We start from the raw sequence: 17,856 nt of genomic DNA, 5'->3' as shown, positions 1-17,856 counted from the left end.
ATCGCAGCCGACACCCGGTCCGGTAATGTTTTTCCTGTCTTTCCCCCAAGAAAGTCAGGGCGGACCGGGGTCGCTGCATGGTCTTGGCCGCTGGTGCGGTTGCGACGCTCTCCCCCGAGAGTTCTTAAATTGCTAACTAATTATCTGTGCCAGTGGTTCAGGCGGGCCCACAGGCCCGCGCTGATTTTTACTGGCAGGCTTCGCAGTCCGGGTCGTCCAGGGAGCAGGCCTTGGGCACTGCTGCCGGGGCGGGCTCTTGTTGAACCGAGGCTTGCGGAGCTGCCGCTACCGGTGCGCTGGCACCGGAGCTCACTGCGTTCAGGGTGCCGCTGTTCACGGTGGATTTTTCCGTGGTGGTGGCAGCCAGGGCGCGCAGGTAGTAGGTGGTCTTCAGACCGCGGTACCAGGCCATGCGGTAAGTCAGGTCCAGCTTCTTGCCATCGGCGCCGGCGATGTACAGGTTCAGCGACTGCGCCTGGTCGATCCACTTCTGGCGACGGCTGGCGGCGTCGACGATCCAGCGCGGTTCGACTTCGAACGCGGTGGCGTACTTGGCCTTCAGGTCGGCCGGGATGCGGTCGATTTTCTGCACGGAACCTTCGTAGTACTTCAGGTCGTTGACCATGACCTTGTCCCACAGGCCGCGCTCTTTCAGGTCGTGCACCAGGTAGGGGTTCACGACAGTGAATTCGCCGGACAGGTTCGATTTCACGTACAGGTTCTGGTACGTCGGCTCGATGGACTGGGAAACACCGGTGATGTTGGCGATGGTCGCGGTCGGTGCGATCGCCATCACGTTGGAGTTGCGCATGCCCTGGGCTTTGACCTTGTCGCGCAGGCTGTCCCAGTCCTGTGTGGAGCTGGTGTCCTGCTCGATAAACTGCTCGCCGCGCTGCTCCGTCAGGATCTGGATGGAATCCAGCGGCAGCACGCCCTTGCTCCACAGGGAGCCGTCGTAGCTCTGGTACTTGCCGCGCTCTGCTGCCAGGTCGCTGGATGCGGAGATGGCCTGGTAGCTGATCGCCTCCATGGTGGTGTCGGCGAAGGCGACGGCCTCGTCGCTGGCGTAGGAGATACCGGCCTTGTACAGCGCGTCCTGGAAGCCCATCAGGCCCAGGCCCACCGGGCGATGGCGCATGTTGGACTGGCGCGCGGTTTCCACGGAGTAGTAGTTGATGTCGATCACGTTATCGAGCATGCGCACGGCGGTCTTCACGGTGCGGGCCAGTTTTTCCTGGTCCAGCTTGCCGTCTTCACCGATGTGCTGCGCCAGGTTCACGGAACCCAGGTTACATACCGCGATCTCGTCGTTCGCCTTGGTGTTCAGCGTGATCTCGGTGCACAGGTTGGAGCTGTGTACGACACCGGCGTGCTGCTGCGGACTGCGCAGGTTGCAGCTGTCCTTGAAGGTGATCCACGGGTGGCCGGTTTCGAACAGCATGCCCAGCATCTTGCGCCACAGGTCCAGCGCGCGGATTTTCTTGTGCAGCTTCAGCTTGCCGGCGGCGGCGAGCTGTTCGTAGTGCTCGTAGCGCTCTTCGAACGCGGCGCCGAACAGGTCGTGCAGGTCCGGGCAGTCCGCCGGCGAGAACAGGGTCCACTCCTTGTCCTCGAACACGCGCTTCATGAACAGGTCCGGTACCCAGTTGGCGGTGTTCATGTCGTGGGTGCGGCGGCGGTCGTCACCGGTGTTCTTGCGCAGCTCGAGGAATTCCTCGATATCCAGGTGCCAGGTTTCCAGGTAGGCGCAGACGGCGCCCTTGCGCTTGCCGCCCTGGTTCACCGCTACCGCGGTGTCGTTGGCCACTTTCAGGAAGGGCACGACGCCCTGGGACTTGCCGTTGGTGCCCTTGATGTAGGAACCGAGGCTGCGCACCGGCGTCCAGTCGTTACCCAGGCCGCCGGCCCACTTGGACAGCATGGCGTTGTCCTGGATAGCGCCGTAAATGCCGTGCAGGTCGTCCGGAATCGTGGTCAGGTAGCAGGAGGACAGCTGCGGGCGCAGGGTGCCGGCATTGAACAGGGTCGGCGTGGAGCTCATGTAGTCGAAGGAGCTCAGCAGGCTGTAGAACTCGATCGCGCGCTCGTTCTTGTTTTCTTCGTTGATGGCGAGGCCCATGGCGACGCGCATGAAGAAGATCTGCGGCAGCTCGAAACGGGTGTCGTCGCTGTGCAGGAAGTAGCGGTCGTACAGGGTCTGCAGGCCCAGGTAGGAGAACTGGTGATCGCGCTCGCCCTTGATGGCGTAACCCAGTTTTTCCAGGTCGAAAGTAGCCAGGGCCGGATCCAGCAGTTCCAGCTCGATACCTTTTTCCACGTAGGCGGGCAGGGCGGCCGCATACAGGTCTTCCATCTCGTGGGCGGTCGCGCGCTCGGCCACGCCGAGGAAGCGCAGGGCTTCAGAGCGCAGCTTGTCTAACAGTAGGCTGGCGGTGGCGAAGGTGTAGTTGGGTTCCTGCTCGACCATGGTGCGCGCGGTGATTACCAGCGCGGTGTTGATGTCGTTTTCGGAAACACCGTCGTAGAGGTTTTTCAGCGCTTCGTTGAGGATGGCCTGGCCGTCCACATCCTTCAGGCCCTCGCAGGCCTCGCTGACGATGGTGCGCAGACGCTCCATATCCAGCGGGATCAGGGTGCCGTCTTCCTGCTTGACGCGGATGCTCGGGTGGGCATCGGCAACGGCTTCTTTCTGCTGTTGTTCCTTTTCGGCGCGCAGGCGGGCGTGCTCTTCGCGGTAGAGTACGTAGTCGCGGGCGATCTTCTGTTCGCCGGCGCGCATCAGCGCCAGTTCCACCTGGTCCTGGATTTCCTCGATGTGGATGGTGCCACCGGAGGGCATGCGGCGCTTGAAGGTGCCGCTGATCTGGCTCACCAGGTCGGCCACTTTCTCGTGGATGCGGCTGGAGGCCGCGGCGGTGCCGCCCTCAACGGCGAGGAATGCCTTGGTGACAGCGACGGAGATCTTGCTGTCGTCATAGGGCACTACGGTGCCATTGCGCTTGATAACGCGAATTTGTCCCGGCGCGGTGGCGGTGAGAGTGGTGCCGCCGTTGGCCTGATCCTTGGTAGTGCCCGAATTTTCCGTAGGCACGGTTTGAGAGCGCCCTGTCTCTGTGTGCATGAAGATCTCCGCAAAGAACAAATTTTTGAACAGTGTTTTTCTTACCGCTTCTGTCCGCCTGAACAGCAACCACACGATCGCGTGGCTCCCAATTTGGGAAGGCGCGGAACGGGTCCATCGTTTTACTTGCCAGCGGCGCCACAATATTGCGGCGGCCACTGAAACAGGCCGCTTGATCGCCGGTTTCCCCCCGAAGGTCTGCCGGCGTGTGCCTGCGGCGGAAATCCATTCCGCCTGTTACCTCTGATTCGCTTTGAAAAGCTGTGCCTGACTTGTGTGCCGCGATGGCGGCAATGCGTCGTTATTCACCCCGTCGGCTAGGGGTTCTTTTGGCTCCGTAACCCAATATATAGGGGTAGTGCCTCGACTGCGCTACAAGATAATGCGGTAGCAGGGCCAATTCAAGGCGAATAACTTTGTGTTTATTTGTGGATAAATTGTGGGTAGGCGGTGAACGTCAGTGGCCACTTTCGCGCCAGGGCCCGCCGTTACTAGGGGTGGTTAAACGCTGTACAGGGGGATTTTGCACAGTGCGGATTTTAAGAATTTTTTTTAATAGTAAATGCCTTCTAAATTAACCACGGCAATAACGATTTCGGTTTGTTTAGTCCTTGTGCAAAGTGGTACTCGAACGTCCAGTTCCGGCGGCGGATTTTTAATCGTTGGTGAATGTTTGATCAGGTGCCAGGCTTGGGCTGTCGCCGCGTCCGGGTGGTGAATTTTTCAACAATTTCCGGGTGCGGCGACCGGCGGCGATTCGATTCCCGGGCGGGAAGAAAATCGCTGCCGGAAATGTGAGCAGTTACTTGCTGTTTTCCTGCAGGAATTCCATCAGGGCCTTCTGCGCGTGCAGGCGGTTTTCCGCCTCGTCCCAGACAACGGAAATTTTTTCATCCTCCAGCAGCTCGCCGCTCACTTCCTCGCCGCGGTGCGCCGGCAGGCAGTGCATAAAGATGGCGTCCTGGTTGGCGTGGCTCATCAGTTCGTGATCGACGAGGAAGCCCTCGAACGCCTTCATGCGGATCTGCTGTTCCGTCTCCTGGCCCATCGAGGCCCACACATCGGTGGCGACCCAGTCGGCGCCGCGCACGGCGTCCACCGGCTTGCGCACGATGGTCACCCGGTTGCCGGCGGCGGCGAGAATGGCCGCGTCCGGCTCGTAGCCCTCGGGACAGGCGATGCGCAGCTCGAAGTCGCACTGGCGCGCGGCATTGATATAGGAGTTGCACATGTTGTTGCCGTCACCGACCCAGGCCACCACCTTGCCCGCGGGGCTGCCGCGGTGCTCGACGTAGGTCTGGATATCGGCCAGCAGCTGGCACGGGTGATAGCTGTCGGACAGGGCGTTGATCACCGGCACGCGCGAGTGCTCGGCGAAACGCTCCAGCACGTTGTGGCCGAAGGTGCGGATCATCACCATGTCGACCATGCGCGAGATGACCCGGGCGCTGTCCTCGATCGGTTCGCCGCGGCCCAGCTGGGTGTCGCGCGGGGACAGGAACAACGCGCTGCCGCCCATCTGCGCCATGCCCGCCTCGAAGGACACGCGGGTGCGGGTGGAGGACTTCTCGAAAATCATGCCGAGCACCTTGTCGCGGAAGGGCTCGGTGGCGATGCCCTGGGCGCGCAGCGCCTTCAGTTCGATGGCGCGCTCGATGACGCTCTTCAGCTCGTCCTTGGACAGGTCCAGCAGGGTGAGAAAGTGTCTGGTGGCCATAGGTTCCCCCTTTTATATCAGGCCGCTTGCCGGGCAAATTGTTGAATCAGCTCGCTGACGGTACTGGCGAGCAGGCCGCACTCCTCGTCGCTGAGGGTCAGCGGTGGCAGCAGGCGCACCACATTGCCGGCGGTGACATTAATCAGCAGCTCCTGTGCGCGGGCCAGTTCTACCAGCTCGGCGCAGGGGCGGTCGAGTTCGATACCGATCAGCAGGCCGAGGCCGCGGATGTCTTTAACCGCGGCGCAGTCGGCCAGCTGCAGGCGCAGCTGTTGCAGCAGGCGCGTGCCCAGCTGCTCGGCGCGCTCGATCAGCCACGAGCTTTCCAGGGTCTCCAGCACGGCGAGGCCGGCGCGGCAGGCCAGCGGGTTGCCACCGAAGGTGGAGCCGTGGCTGCCGGCGGTAAACAAACTTGCCGCCGCACCGCGCGCCAGGCAGGCGCCGATGGGTACGCCGTTGCCGAGACCCTTCGCGGTGGTGACCACGTCCGGCAGTATGCCGGCGTGCTGGTACGCAAACAACTTGCCGCTGCGGCCGTTGGCGGTCTGGATCTCGTCCAGCATCAGTAGCCAGTCGTGTCGATCGCACAGTTCGCGCAGTTTGTTCAGGTAGTCGGGGGCGGGCACGCGGATGCCGCCTTCGCCCTGCACCGGCTCCACCAGTATCGCGACGATATCGTCGTGGCTGGCGGCGAGCTTCTCGATCGCCTCGACGTCGTTGAACGGCACGCGCAGGAAACCCTCGGGCAGCGGCGCGAAACCCTGCTGCACCTTTTCATTGCCGGTGGCGGTCAGGGTGGCGAGGGTGCGGCCGTGGAAGGCGCCCTCCATCACCACGATGCGCGGCACCGCGTGGCCGCGCTCGTTGCCGAGCTTGCGCGCCAGCTTGATCGCCGCCTCGTTGGCCTCGGCGCCGGAGTTGGAGAAGAACACGTTGTCCATGCCGGACAGGAACACGAGCCGGTCCGCCAGCTGTTCCTGCGCCGGGATGTTGTACAGGTTGGAGACGTGCAGCAGTGTCTGCGCCTGGTCCTGCAGCGCCTCGGTGACCGCCGGATGGCAATGGCCGAGACCGCAGACGGCGATGCCGGAGATGGCGTCGAGATATCGTCGGCCGGCGTCGTCCCACACGTAGTTGCCTTCACCCCTGACCAGGGTCAGGGCTCTGTTTCCATAGTTCTGCATCAGTGCGGGAGTGGCCACGGTACATTCTCCTCTGGTGGCGGGCCTGAAAAACCGGGTTGCCGCAGAAAATTCGGCACGGGTGTCGCTTGTCCGCAGTTTCCCCGGGAAAGCCGGCAATATTAGCACAAGCACTGTGTCGCGCTAGGGAACCTCTGAAAAACTACTGCGCGTGCGCCTCGCGGCGTCCGGCGGTGCTCGTTCGGCCTTTAGTATGCGACACCACACTAGGGTACAATGCCGGCCAGCGCGCGACCGCCCAGCGTTGGCCTGCGCCCCGAATCGTCTAAAGGCTCTACTACCCGAGGTTAGTCATCCCTATGGATACACTGGAGAACATCAAGCAGCAGATCGCCGACAACGCCATCCTGCTCTATATGAAAGGCAGCCCCAACGCACCCCAGTGCGGTTTTTCCATGCGTGCCTCCCAGGCGCTGATGGCCTGTGGCAAGCGTTTCGCCTACGTGGATATTCTGGCCAACCCGGATATCCGCGCCGAGCTGCCCAAGTACGCCAACTGGCCGACTTTCCCGCAGCTGTGGGTGAAGGGCGAGCTGGTAGGCGGTTGCGACATCATCATGGAGATGTATGAAAACGGCGAACTGAAAACGCTCGTTGACGAAGCCGCTGCCGAGAGCGAAGGCGGCGAGTAAATTCCGCCTCCCTGCAGAACGAAAAAACCGCGGCAATGACCGCGGTTTTTTTATGGGAGTACCCGCGCGCTTTCCTCGTAGGAGCCTGCTTGCAGGCGAACAGCTGCGGAGCACCGGTCTTTTCGCCTGCAAGCAGGCTCCTACATGGTTGGGGGCTAGTATAAATTCTTATTCCGAGGCCTTTTCCATCTGCGACTGCAGGTAATTCTGGATGCCGACTTTGTCGATCAGCTCCAGCTGGGTTTCCAGCCAGTCCACGTGTTCCTCTTCGGAATCGAGGATTTTCTCCAGCAGTTCGCGGCTGCCGTAGTCGCGCACGGATTCACAGTAGGCGATGGCGTCGCGCAGATCGGGGATCGCCTTGTTTTCCAGCTTCAGGTCGCACTTGAGCATTTCCACGGTGTCTTCACCGATCAGCAGTTTGCCCAGGTGCTGCAGGTTGGGAATGCCCTCGAGGAAAAGAATGCGCTCGATCAGCCAGTCGGCGTGTTTCATTTCATCGATGGATTCGTGGTACTCGTGCTTGCCCAGCTCTTTCAGACCCCAGTTGTCGTACATACGGGCGTGCAGAAAATACTGGTTAATCGCTACCAGCTCATTGCCCAGTATCTTGTTCAGATGTTCGATAACCTTGGGATCGCCTTTCATAGCTTTTTGCTCCTGTGGCCCTGCAAGCTCGGATAGCGCTGCAGAGAATTCCTGATTGTTAGTCGCTAAATTTCGCCGCTGATCGAATGCCCTGAAATTATTGTAGGGTCACAGCCGCTATGCGGGATGAGTTTGCGTTGCCGTTACCGGCAAGTCAAGCGCGCGATAACCGTTGCGCAAAGCGGGAAAAACAAGGGGTTTAACGCAAATTCGGCCGAAAACCGCAACGAAAATGATTCCTTTTCAGATAGGCGCTGTCAGCTTGTCAGTTCATTTTGAATCGCGGCAATTTTTTCCTGTATGACTTTCTGATCGGAGCGGCTTTTTATATAGGCACTGTTGTCGTCGGCCATGCGTTGCAGGTAATCGTACAGCGCCTTGCGGTCGTGCTCGCGCGCGCACACAGCGGCGAGATCGGCGAGGGCATTGAGCAGGTGGCGCATAACCACACCATTGCCGCGGCTGTGCTCATAGATCTCATCCAGGGCGGCGTCGAGCAGCTGGGAAAATTCCAGCTCGCAGCTGACCAGGCGCAGTCTTCCATCTTCGTCCTTGAAACAGTTGGGCGGCTCGGGTCGCTGCAGCACGGTGCCGAGACCTTCGATCAGGCGGTCGATACAGGCGTAGGCGGTAAAGGGATCGTTGATGCCGGGTGACAGGGCGCGCTCGGCAATCTGCGCCAGCTGGCGTATCGAGAAAACGATATCCTGCTCGGCGGTGGGCAGCGAGCCGATTTCCACCGCCGCCTGCACCCGCGAAATCAGAGCGTCGGCATTTTCCCGCGCCTGGTAGATGCGGCCGATACTGCCCCAGTGATGCATGTAGCCGCCGGCGTGGCAGCTGATAAACAGGCAGCAGTCGCAATCCTCCGCCACGGCGATCAAACGCTGGCGATCGACAAACTGCACATAGCCACCGCGATCCGCGGGAATATTGATCCAGCCGGTGCCGAGTTCCAGCCGTTCGATATCGAACTTTTCGCCGCGGGTATCTTCCGTCGCATGGGGATATTCGCGTTCTATTGCCCGGTGGAATTCCAGGTTGATCTGGTGCGCGATATTGTCGACCTGGATGGACTGGGCGACGTTGTGAATGAAATAGATCAGGTAACAGATACTGATCAGCGCCAGCAGCAGGGCGGCCTGTACGGCGAGATCGTATTTGCTGGTGGTGTCGCCCAGGGTGCCGATACTGCGCATGGTCACCAGCGCATAGACAAAAGTGGAAAGGAAAATCCCCAGGGAAACCTGCGTGCCGCGGTCGCGGATAAAGTTGCGCACCAGGCGCGGGCCGAACTGGTTGGAGGCGAGCGTCAGGGCCACCACGGTAATGGAAAACACGGTGCCGGCGACGGTGATCGTCGAGCCGGCGATGACTTGCAGCAGGGCGCGGGCGCTGTCGGCGTCGCGCAGGCGCAACCAGTCCAGGCCGGTGATGCTGGCGGGATCGATCGCGGTGTCCAGCAACCGCAGTACGAAAGCCAGCACAATTGCCGACGCAATCATCAACAGCGGCACACTCCAGAAACTGGAGCGCATTTTTTCACTCAGGTGGACGAGATACTTTTTCATGCATTCGCTGGCGCGAGGGGCCGAGAGACTGAGAAATTGAGAAATTGAGAGACACGTGAGTGCAGTCAGCTTAGACCAGCAGTGTCGACGGGTATAAAGAGAAGAAGTCTGGACGGAGGAGAGCAGGGCAGGCGCTGATCGCCGGGCGGCGACCAGCCGGATAGGGGGCCTTAGCCGGCGGAGTAGAAGAGGCCGCTGTTGGCGGCGGCAATCACGCCACCGGCCATGGTCTCGTCAATGATCTCCTGGGTCAGTTCGGCGCAGCGGCCGCACTGGGAGGAGACGCCGAGTTGGCGGCGCAGGGCTTTTACCGAAGTGGAGCCATCGTAAACCGCTTCCTTGATCTGGCGGTCGGTAATGCCTTTGCAGATACATACGTACATTGTTGCGGGAACCCTGGCGCAAGAACGCTCAATCTCAGTTAGTGCGCAGATCGTATTGCAAGTGAGAATGAGTGTCAATAAGATTCTGTGACGCTTGATTCTCAGTCTAGCTGTATGTTTTGTGACCGTATGGACGGTGTGCGACTGGGTTGGGCAACAGGGTCAGGTAAGGCGCGGGCAGATGGGTAGCGCACCTATCGACGCCATATAAAAATTTTATGGGACTGAAATATGTGGGTGTGTATCATAGCTGCCCACTATCAATTCTTATTCAATTTATAGCGACTGCATATAAATTGATCATTTTCCCTGTTATCAATAACCCATCATTGGATTGAGGAGGTTCTCATGGCAGTTCTGGTAGGCAAACCAGCTCCGGATTTCACCGCTGCAGCGGTACTGGGCAACGGCGAGATCGTTGATTCCTACAACCTGAAAGAAACCATCAAGGGCAAGAAAGCCGTTGTGTTCTTCTACCCGCTGGACTTCACCTTCGTGTGCCCGTCCGAGCTGATCGCTTTCGATCACCGCTTCGCCGAGTTCCAGAAGCGCGGCGTGGAAGTCATCGGTGTGTCCATCGATTCCCAGTTCTCTCACAACGCCTGGCGTAACACCCCGGTTAACGACGGCGGCATCGGCCCGGTTAAGTACACCCTGGTTGCCGACGTTAAGCACGAAATCTGCCAGGCCTACGACGTAGAAGCCGAGGGCGGTGTTGCTTTCCGCGGCTCCTTCCTGATCGACGAAGAGGGCGTGGTACGTCACCAGGTCGTCAACGACCTGCCGCTGGGCCGCAACGTCGACGAGATGCTGCGCATGGTTGACGCGCTGGCGTTCCACCAGGAGCACGGCGAAGTCTGCCCGGCCGGCTGGCAGGAAGGCGACAAGGGTATGAACGCTTCTCCGGAAGGTGTAGCGGCTTACCTGAGCGAGAACGCCGACAAGCTGTAAGTCGTCGTTCCCGCAGGGGAGTGCCGATGCACTCCCCGCCGCAATAAGAACCGCCGCAAGGCGGTTTTTTTATGCCGGTCATCCGTGGCCGGAGAGCCCGTCCACGTCGCCCAACGATAGTCTCCGGGGGTGCAAAGCGACATCCCTCGTCGTTTTGTGTGCCCAAATTTCGCCATGTCTCGCTTTCGCTGCTGCTGATCACGGGATGACAGCGTTATCCCATGCTATTTTCGGGCTAGTCACCAAAGCGCCTGTGCGTGGCGTCTGGTTTGCTATTAGAATGTGAGGCTTCGCCCGGGCGGGGGTGAAGAGAGAATTTTCCCGCTCACTGCTAGTCTTACAGCAAGTACCAGACCATTTGCCGCGGCGGCTCGAAGTACGGCATGAGACCTACATACGTATTCATCCTGATCAGTTATCTGCGCCAGCGCGGCGCACTGCACTTCTACCTGGCGCTGATGCTCTGCAGCCTGGGGCTGCCCGCGCGCGCGGTGGATATCGATAGCAGTGCGAAGGAGTTCGACCGCTACTTCCGCCTGCAGATGAAGGCAAAGGAGATCCCCGGCGGCGCCTATGTAATCGTCGATGGCAACAAGGTCGTGGCGATGGACACCTACGGTGTTCGGGTCAAGGGCAAGAAGGGCAAGGTGGATCTCGATACCGTGTTCCGCCTGGCGTCGGTGTCGAAGACCTTCGCCGCCAGCATGGCCACGGTGCTGGAGCACGAGAAGAAATTCAGCTGGACGGACAAGGTGGTGCGTTATGTGCCGGAGCTCAGTTTCAAGACGCCGTCCCTGTCCCGCCAATTGGAGGTGGAACACCTCCTCAGCCACTCCTCCGGGCTGACCCCCAACGCCTACGACAACTACCTGGAAGACAACAAGCCGCTCAGCAAGATATTGCCCAAGTTCGCCAATATCGACCCCCGCTGTACGCCGGGTAAGTGTTACGGCTACCAGAATGTGCTTTTCAGTCTGATCGAGGACGTGATCTACGAGGCCACCGGCGTCACCTATGAACGGCAGTTGAAGGAGCGCTTCTTTAATCCGCTGAAGATGCAAAATGCCTCCGTCGGCTGGGAGAGCTTTATGGCCTCCGACAACCGCGCCGCGCCCCATGTGCAGACCGGCAAGGGCTGGCGCCCGGTAAGGGTGGAGAAGGAGTATTACTTCGCCGCCCCGGCAGCCGGCGTCAACGCGAGCATCGCCGACATGGCCCAGTGGCTGAAGGCGCAGATGGGCTACTACCCGAAGGTGCTGTCCCCGTCGGTGATTGAGGATATGACCACCGAGCGGGTCGCCACCCAGCGCCATATGCGCCATCGTATCTGGCGTGACTACCTCTCCCACGCCGGTTACGGTCTCGGCTGGCGCCTCTACACCATTGGCGATGACCGCATCATCTACCACGGCGGCTGGGTCGCCGGCTTCCGCGCCGCGGTGGCCTACTCCGAGAAGCAGAAGGTCGGTATCGCGATACTGTTGAATGCCGAATCCACCGTCATCGCCGACCTGACCGCCAATTTCGTCATCGATCTCACCGGCAATGGCAAGCTCGCCACTGCCATGGCCAACAAGTAGGTAAGCCCTCCTCATCCGTGTAGGGCGAATTCCTACGGATAGGCACTTTTCTGCCGAGTTCTGGCGGATTTTCACCCTGTAGCCTGTATCGCGGCGGCCCTGCTGCCGGTGGCCGCCCGGTAAACAGCCTTATCGGCAATCGTTTTCCGGACGGCCCCCGGCATCAGGTCCTTTGCATCCCCCCGCTGTCTGGCCGATGGAGGTTGATGCGAAGGTCCTGGTGGCGGCGGTTATTTGCGGGACCGTCGGAGGCATGGATGCCGACGCCGAGCGTACATGGAAGTATTTAGGGGGGGCGCCTAGCCCGGGTCCCGCCAATAGCCGCCGCCGGCAGGGCCGCCACCGAACCGGCGACAGTATTCCAGGCGGCGCCCCCCTTGAAACCTCGCCAGCCACCCCTATATCTGCTCCCTGATCCGAATGAAGTGTACGGGGAGACCAATCCATGACCGTTGAGGCCCATAAAGAGAGCCACGGTTTCCAGACGGAAGCCAAGCAACTTTTGCACCTGATGATCCACTCGCTCTACTCCAACAAGGAGATCTTCCTGCGCGAGCTGGTATCCAACGCCTCCGATGCCGCCGACAAACTGCGTTTCGAGGCGCTGTCGAAGCCGGAATTGCTCGCAGAAGACCCCGAGCTGCGTATCCGTATCGAGTTTGACCGGGAAGAGGGCACCCTGACCATCACCGATAACGGCATTGGTATGAGCCGCGACGAGGTGATCGAGAACCTCGGTACCATCGCCCGTTCCGGCACTGCGGCCTTTATGCAGCAGCTGACCGGCGACCAGAAAAAGGACGCGCACCTGATCGGCCAGTTCGGCGTGGGCTTCTACTCGGCCTTTATTGTCGCCGACAAGGTGGATGTATTCACCCGCCGCGCGGGCCTGGGTGCCGATCAGGGCGTGCACTGGGAGTGTCACGGCGAGGCCGAATACTCGGTGGAAAATGTCGAGTGGCCGCAACGCGGTACCCGCGTGGTGCTGCACCTGAACGAGGAAGCGAAAGAGTTTGCCGACGGCTGGCGCCTGCGCTCCATCATCAAGAAGTATTCCGACCATATCGCTATCCCGGTAGAAATGCTGAAAGAGCAGGCTCCGGCGGCAGAGGGTGAGGAGAAGGAAGGCGAAGATCAAAAGGCGCCGGAATTCGAGGCGGTCAACGCCGCCCAGGCCCTGTGGACCCGCCCGCGCAGCGACATCAAGTCCGAGGAGTACAAGGAGTTCTACAAGCACATCTCCCACGACTTCGACGAACCGCTGACCTGGAGTCACAACCGGGTGGAAGGCAAACTGGATTACACCAGCCTGCTGTACATCCCCGCCCGCGCGCCGTTCGACCTGTACCAGCGCGATGCCGCCCGCGGCCTGAAGCTGTACGTGCAGCGCACCTTTATCATGGACGACGCCGAGCAGTTCCTGCCGCTGTACCTGCGCTTCGTCAAGGGCGTGCTGGATTCCAACGACCTGCCGCTGAACGTCTCCCGCGAGATCCTGCAGAAGGACCGCAACACCGACGCGATCAAGAGCGCGCTGACCAAGCGCGTGCTGGATATGCTCGACAAGCTGGCGAAGAAGGACGCGGACCAGTACCAGAAGTTCTGGGACCTGTTCGGCAATGTCATGAAAGAGGGCCCTGCCGAGGACTTCGCCAACAAGGACAAGGTGGCCAAGCTGCTGCGCTTCTCCACCACGCACACCGACGACGCCAAACAGGATCAGTCCCTGGAGGACTATGTCGGCCGCATGCAGGGCGGGCAGAAGCACATCTACTACGTCTGCGCCGACAACTTCGCCACCGCCAAGTCCAGCCCCTATCTGGAAGTCTTCCGCAAGAAGGGCATCGAGGTGCTGCTGCTGACCGACCAGGTGGATGAGTGGTTCGTCGGCCATATGCACGAGTTCGACGGCAAGCAGTTCCAGGACGTGGCCAAGGGTGCGCTGGACCTGGGTGAAACCGAGACCGACGAGGACAAGGCCGAGCGCGAGAAGGTCGAGAAGGAATCCGGCGCGCTGGTGGAGCGGGTCAAGGAGGTGCTGGAGGGCCGCGTCGAGGAAGTGCGCGCGACCACCCGCCTGGTGGATTCGCCGGCCTGCCTGGTGGTCAGCGAGCAGGATATGGGCCCGCAGATGCGCCGTATCCTCGAGCAGGCCGGTCAGGCCCTGCCCGAGGCCAAGCCGATCTTCGAGCTGAACCCGTCCCACCCGCTGGTGCAGCGCCTCGATCAGGAGCAGGATGAAGACCGCTTCGCGGATCTGACCAACATCCTGATGGATCAGGCCAACCTGGCGGCCGGCAACCAGCTGGCAGACCCGGCGGACTATGTGCGCCGCCTGAATACGCTGCTGCTGGAGCTGAACGGCTAAGCGATAGGCGACTTGAAGGGGCGGCCAGTGGCCGCCCCTGCTGTTTCTGGCTGTCGGATTTTTGCTCGATCTGCCGGTAATTGGCACCGACTGATCGCGATCTGACCGTCATTCACATTTTTTTCCCGCTGTCGTTGGGCTCGAAACCCGCGCCCTCTATAATCCGCGAAACTCGAACAAAAGCTTTACCGGTATGACGACACCAACGGAAACTTCCAAGCCCCTCTCTATAGCCGTATTGGGCGGCGGCAGTTTCGGGACTGCGATTGCCAATATCGTGGCCGGCAATGGCCACGACACGCGCCAGTGGATGCGCGACGAAGCGCGCGCGGCGGACTGCCGCAAGATGCGCGAGAACCACTACTACCTGCCCGGCGTGCCGCTGCACCCGGAATTGAGGATCACCAGTGACCTGCGGGAAGCGGTGAACGGCTGTGCGATCGTCTTCGTGGCGATTCCCAGTAAGTCTTTCCGTGAAGTGGTGCAGAAGGTAGCGCCGCTGCTGGCGCCCGGCACCATGCTGATCTCCACGACTAAAGGAATCGAGCACGACAGCTTCCACCTGATGAGCGATATCCTGCGCGAGGAAACCACCGACATGCGCGTCGGCGTGCTGAGCGGCCCGAACTTCGCCAAGGAGATTGTCGCCGGCCATTACACGGCGACGGTGATCGCCAGTGAAGACGAGGCGCTGTGCAGCAGCATCCAGAAAGTGCTGCATTCGGAGACCTTCCGCATCTATTCGAGCAAGGATGTGTTCGGGGTGGAGCTGGCCGGGGCGCTGAAAAATATCTACGCCATTGTGACCGGTATGGCCGCGGCGCTCGACCGCGGGCAGAACACCATCAGCCTTTTGATCACCCGCGCGCTGGCGGAGATGATGCGCTTTGCCGAAGCCATGGGGGCGGATCCGATGACGTTTATCGGCCTCGCCGGGGTCGGCGACCTGATCCTGACCTGTTCGTCCGATCTGAGCCGCAACTATCGCGTCGGCTATCTGGTGGGCAGGGGCCGCCCGCTGGAGGAGGCTGTCGCAGAAATCGGTCAGGTCGCCGAAGGCGTTAACACGGTTCGCCTGATAAAGCACAAAGCGGATGAAATGGGCGTCTACATGCCCTTGGTTTCCGCAATTCACGCCATATTATTTGAAGAGCGGCCGATCCCGGAGGTGATTCGCGATCTGATGTCGGGCGCGCAAACATTTGATGTGGCCTACTCGGCGAAGCCGTAGGCAGAGGTAAAGTGAGCGAAGCCGAAAAGCTCGGTAATTAGAGCCAAATCCTGACGGAAATATTTTTATGGATAATGAAGACCTGAAACACAACCTGACTTCCGGTAACCAGTGGCTGCGCCTCGTCTATATGGTGCTGTTCGCCTTCCTGCTGGAAATTGCCGGCTTGGTGATGCTGGCGGTTGTGATACTGCAATTCCTGTTCTCGATTATTACCGGCAGCGCCAACGACAACCTGCGTCGCCTCGGCGATCAGATTGCCTCCTATTACTACCAGACGCTGCAGTTCCTGGTTTACAACACCGAGGAAAAACCTTTCCCCTTCGCCGAGTGGCCTGAATCGGACGTGGAAGACCTGTCCGGTTACGAGAGCGCCGAGGAAGTGGATGCGGAAGTGGTCTCCGAAGAGGAGGAGGCCGAAGAGACCATCGTACTCGGCAGTGACGAGGGTGAGCGGGAAAGCGCTGCGCCGAAAGAGGAAGCCGCTGAAAAACCCGCGGCGAAGAAAAAATCTACTGCCTCGAGGAAATCCACTGCGACCAAAAAGGCGAAGACAGGGGAAGAAGCCGAAGACAGCGGCGACAAAGAGTAACTGTTTCGTAATTCGCGGAGGCCCGATGTGCAACTGCTGATACTGCGCCACGCCCAAGCCGAGCCGATGATCGGCGACGACGCCGCCCGGCAGCTGACCGAGCGCGGGCGCGCGCAGGTGGCGCAGGTCTGCGACATGCGCGCCGACGAGCTGGCACAGGTGCGCGCCATCTGGGCCAGCCCCTTCGTGCGCACCCAGCAGACTGCACAGATTGTCGCCGAGCGGCTGGGGCTGCCGGTGATCACTCAGCGCCTGCTGATCGGCGACACGCCGCCGCAGCAGGTGCTGGATGCGCTGCAACAGGCGGAGCGGGAGTCGGGGAATTGGCCACTGTTACTGGTCAGCCACCAGCCGCTGGTTGGCAGCCTGGTCAACGGGCTCTGCGGCAGTGACGGCGAGCATCCGATGGGCACCTCGAGCCTCGCCTGTCTCAGTGCTGAGGTCTGGGCCAGCGGTTGCGCCAATCTGGATTGGCTGCAGCACGCCGAATAATGGTTGTGGCCGGGGGCTGCAAGCGATGTAGGATGGGCAAAGCGCAGCGTGCCCATCAGGCCACCAGATGATGGGCACGAACCCGCCATGGATGGCGGGGATGCAGAAAATGCATGGAGCAATTTTCTGCCCGCTGCGCTCCTTTGCCCACCCTACGGACTTTACCATCCGCCCTGAAATTTCCGGTCATTGTGCCCACCCGTACATTTCGGCACGATCTGTCATTCCGCATTCATCATTCCGAATTCCGCATTTATGGACATTTCCCTCGAGTTCGATGGCAAGACTGTCGCCGCGCGCCAGTGGGGTAGCGCCGACGGAGTGCCGGTGCTGGCCCTGCACGGCTGGCTGGACAACTGCGCCAGCTTCGATCGACTGGCGCCGCTGCTCGGCGGGCTGAACCTGGTTGCGGTGGATATGGCCGGCCACGGCCGCAGCTATCACCGCTCCCACGATGCCAACTACAACATCTGGGAAGAGGCGGAGGACGTGCTGGGGGTGGCCCACGCACTGGGCTGGCGCAAGTTCTCGCTGCTCGCCCATTCCCGCGGTGCGGTGGCGGCGATGATTACCGCCGGTGCATTTCCCGATCGTATCGAGCGCCTGGCGCTGATCGACGGTCTGGTGCCGCCGCCGGCGGAGGATGCCGAGGCGCCGGAAATACTCGCCCGCGCGATCGCCCAGCGTGCCCGCTACGGCGCGCGCAAGCCACGCCATTTCGCCTCGTTTGAAGAGGCCGTAGAGGCGCGCAAGAACGGCATGTTTCCGCTGTCCGACAGCGCCGCTCGCGCACTGACCGAGCGCGGCACCGTCAGCACCGGTGACGGCGTCACCTGGAGCAACGATCCGCGCCTGATGGCCACTTCCACCGCCAAACTGAACGGCGCGCAGGTAAAGGCGTTCCTGGGTCGGGCGACCATGCCGATTCGGCTGGTACTGGCCGAGGACGGGATTGTGGATATGATCAAGCGGCTGCGCCCGGCACTGGCCGAACACGGGAACATCGAGGTGAAGGAGCTGCCCGGCGGTCACCACCTGCATATGGAGGAGGGCGCCGAGGCTATTGCGGAGTGGTTTGGGCCTTTCCTGCGCGGTGAAGGTTAGCGGGATGGGGACCTGGTCGCGATTGCCGCCGCCAAGTCGCGGGCTCCGGTCGGCCCCGCCGCCGGTGGCCACCCGGCAAAAAACCTGATCGGTAAATATTTCCCGGGTGGCCACCGACGGCAGGGCCTTGCATCGAGCCACCCGAAAATCGTTGGAGAGGCCCTAGTCCGGATATTGCACCAGGGGCCGCGATGATCGCGCCGAGATCTGTGCGTTCAGTACATTTTTTCGGCGTATATGCATGCTTATTGCACGTATTAGCCG

General features: G+C 60.9%; 14 protein-coding genes. 8 read left to right on the top strand and 6 right to left on the bottom strand.

What is annotated here, in order from left to right; translation table 11 throughout:
* Nucleotides 1-187: 187 nt before the first annotated feature.
* From BUC36_RS04600 to BUC36_RS04590, 3 genes are all read right to left on the bottom strand, one after another.
* Nucleotides 188-3,121, bottom strand: a complete 2,934-nt coding sequence (locus BUC36_RS04600; RefSeq protein WP_073274571.1) for a ribonucleoside-diphosphate reductase subunit alpha — start codon at nucleotides 3,119-3,121, stop codon at nucleotides 188-190.
* Between the two features lie 802 nt (nucleotides 3,122-3,923).
* Complete coding sequence (gene argF, locus BUC36_RS04595; RefSeq protein WP_073272079.1) at nucleotides 3,924-4,838, bottom strand: ornithine carbamoyltransferase; 915 nt, start codon at nucleotides 4,836-4,838, stop codon at nucleotides 3,924-3,926.
* A 17-nt stretch (nucleotides 4,839-4,855) separates the two neighbouring features.
* Entirely contained in the window at nucleotides 4,856-6,040 is a 1,185-nt protein-coding gene (locus BUC36_RS04590; RefSeq protein WP_200797180.1) for an aspartate aminotransferase family protein, read from the bottom strand.
* 299 nt (nucleotides 6,041-6,339) lie between these two features.
* Here BUC36_RS04590 and grxD point away from each other — a divergent pair, with 299 nt between their 5' ends.
* On the top strand, nucleotides 6,340-6,672 hold the full coding sequence (gene grxD / locus BUC36_RS04585) for a Grx4 family monothiol glutaredoxin (protein ID WP_073272070.1): 333 nt from the start codon (nucleotides 6,340-6,342) through the stop codon (nucleotides 6,670-6,672).
* 168 nt (nucleotides 6,673-6,840) lie between these two features.
* Here the strand turns inward: grxD and bfr are convergent, their stop codons facing one another.
* From bfr to BUC36_RS04570, 3 genes are all read right to left on the bottom strand, one after another.
* On the bottom strand, nucleotides 6,841-7,320 hold the full coding sequence (gene bfr / locus BUC36_RS04580; protein ID WP_073272068.1) for a bacterioferritin: 480 nt from the start codon (nucleotides 7,318-7,320) through the stop codon (nucleotides 6,841-6,843).
* A gap of 257 nt (nucleotides 7,321-7,577) precedes the next feature.
* Nucleotides 7,578-8,891, bottom strand: a complete 1,314-nt coding sequence (locus BUC36_RS04575) for a DUF2254 domain-containing protein (RefSeq protein ID WP_073272067.1) — start codon at nucleotides 8,889-8,891, stop codon at nucleotides 7,578-7,580.
* A 170-nt stretch (nucleotides 8,892-9,061) separates the two neighbouring features.
* Nucleotides 9,062-9,274, bottom strand: a complete 213-nt coding sequence (locus BUC36_RS04570; protein ID WP_073272064.1) for a bacterioferritin-associated ferredoxin — start codon at nucleotides 9,272-9,274, stop codon at nucleotides 9,062-9,064.
* A 348-nt stretch (nucleotides 9,275-9,622) separates the two neighbouring features.
* Here BUC36_RS04570 and BUC36_RS04565 point away from each other — a divergent pair, with 348 nt between their 5' ends.
* From BUC36_RS04565 to BUC36_RS04535, 7 genes are all read left to right on the top strand, one after another.
* A complete protein-coding gene (locus tag BUC36_RS04565; protein ID WP_073272058.1) occupies nucleotides 9,623-10,225 on the top strand; it encodes a peroxiredoxin in 603 nt (200 codons plus the stop codon).
* Nucleotides 10,226-10,608: 383 nt separating this feature from the next.
* Entirely contained in the window at nucleotides 10,609-11,805 is a 1,197-nt protein-coding gene (locus tag BUC36_RS04560) for a serine hydrolase domain-containing protein (protein ID WP_073272055.1), read from the top strand.
* A 445-nt stretch (nucleotides 11,806-12,250) separates the two neighbouring features.
* The gene (gene htpG / locus BUC36_RS04555; RefSeq protein ID WP_073272052.1) at nucleotides 12,251-14,173 is read left to right on the top strand and encodes a molecular chaperone HtpG; all 1,923 of its coding nucleotides are present in this window, start codon (nucleotides 12,251-12,253) and stop codon (nucleotides 14,171-14,173) included.
* A 193-nt stretch (nucleotides 14,174-14,366) separates the two neighbouring features.
* Nucleotides 14,367-15,404, top strand: coding sequence for an NAD(P)H-dependent glycerol-3-phosphate dehydrogenase (locus BUC36_RS04550; protein WP_073272050.1), 1,038 nt, complete (start codon nucleotides 14,367-14,369; stop codon nucleotides 15,402-15,404).
* A gap of 67 nt (nucleotides 15,405-15,471) precedes the next feature.
* Nucleotides 15,472-15,996 (top strand): DUF4389 domain-containing protein, encoded by a 525-nt coding sequence (locus BUC36_RS04545; protein ID WP_073272047.1) that lies wholly within the window; start codon nucleotides 15,472-15,474, stop codon nucleotides 15,994-15,996.
* Nucleotides 15,997-16,023: 27 nt separating this feature from the next.
* Nucleotides 16,024-16,488, top strand: coding sequence for a phosphohistidine phosphatase SixA (gene sixA / locus BUC36_RS04540; protein ID WP_073272044.1), 465 nt, complete (start codon nucleotides 16,024-16,026; stop codon nucleotides 16,486-16,488).
* 255 nt (nucleotides 16,489-16,743) lie between these two features.
* The gene (locus BUC36_RS04535) at nucleotides 16,744-17,592 is read left to right on the top strand and encodes an alpha/beta fold hydrolase (RefSeq protein ID WP_073274565.1); all 849 of its coding nucleotides are present in this window, start codon (nucleotides 16,744-16,746) and stop codon (nucleotides 17,590-17,592) included.
* The last annotated feature ends 264 nt before the right edge of the window (nucleotides 17,593-17,856 follow it).

It is taken from the genome of Microbulbifer donghaiensis (assembly GCF_900129095.1).
Taxonomy (GTDB): domain Bacteria; phylum Pseudomonadota; class Gammaproteobacteria; order Pseudomonadales; family Cellvibrionaceae; genus Microbulbifer; species Microbulbifer donghaiensis.
Note: the sequence above shows the minus strand (reverse complement) of the source record. Positions and strands in the feature narration are given on the sequence as shown.

Bases quoted from the DNA above. Each gene is read 5' to 3' on its own strand.
- grxD (WP_073272070.1), top strand. From the start codon at position 6,340: ATGGATACACTGGAGAACATCAAGCAGCAGATCGCCGACAACGCCATC.
- BUC36_RS04570 (WP_073272064.1), bottom strand. From the start codon at position 9,274: ATGTACGTATGTATCTGCAAAGGCATTACCGACCGCCAGATCAAGGAA.
- argF (WP_073272079.1), bottom strand. From the start codon at position 4,838: ATGGCCACCAGACACTTTCTCACCCTGCTGGACCTGTCCAAGGACGAG.
- BUC36_RS04535 (WP_073274565.1), top strand. From the start codon at position 16,744: ATGGACATTTCCCTCGAGTTCGATGGCAAGACTGTCGCCGCGCGCCAG.
- BUC36_RS04560 (WP_073272055.1), top strand. From the start codon at position 10,609: ATGAGACCTACATACGTATTCATCCTGATCAGTTATCTGCGCCAGCGC.
- BUC36_RS04600 (WP_073274571.1), bottom strand. From the start codon at position 3,121: ATGCACACAGAGACAGGGCGCTCTCAAACCGTGCCTACGGAAAATTCG.
- BUC36_RS04565 (WP_073272058.1), top strand. From the start codon at position 9,623: ATGGCAGTTCTGGTAGGCAAACCAGCTCCGGATTTCACCGCTGCAGCG.
- BUC36_RS04550 (WP_073272050.1), top strand. From the start codon at position 14,367: ATGACGACACCAACGGAAACTTCCAAGCCCCTCTCTATAGCCGTATTG.
- htpG (WP_073272052.1), top strand. From the start codon at position 12,251: ATGACCGTTGAGGCCCATAAAGAGAGCCACGGTTTCCAGACGGAAGCC.
- bfr (WP_073272068.1), bottom strand. From the start codon at position 7,320: ATGAAAGGCGATCCCAAGGTTATCGAACATCTGAACAAGATACTGGGC.
- BUC36_RS04575 (WP_073272067.1), bottom strand. From the start codon at position 8,891: ATGAAAAAGTATCTCGTCCACCTGAGTGAAAAAATGCGCTCCAGTTTC.
- BUC36_RS04545 (WP_073272047.1), top strand. From the start codon at position 15,472: ATGGATAATGAAGACCTGAAACACAACCTGACTTCCGGTAACCAGTGG.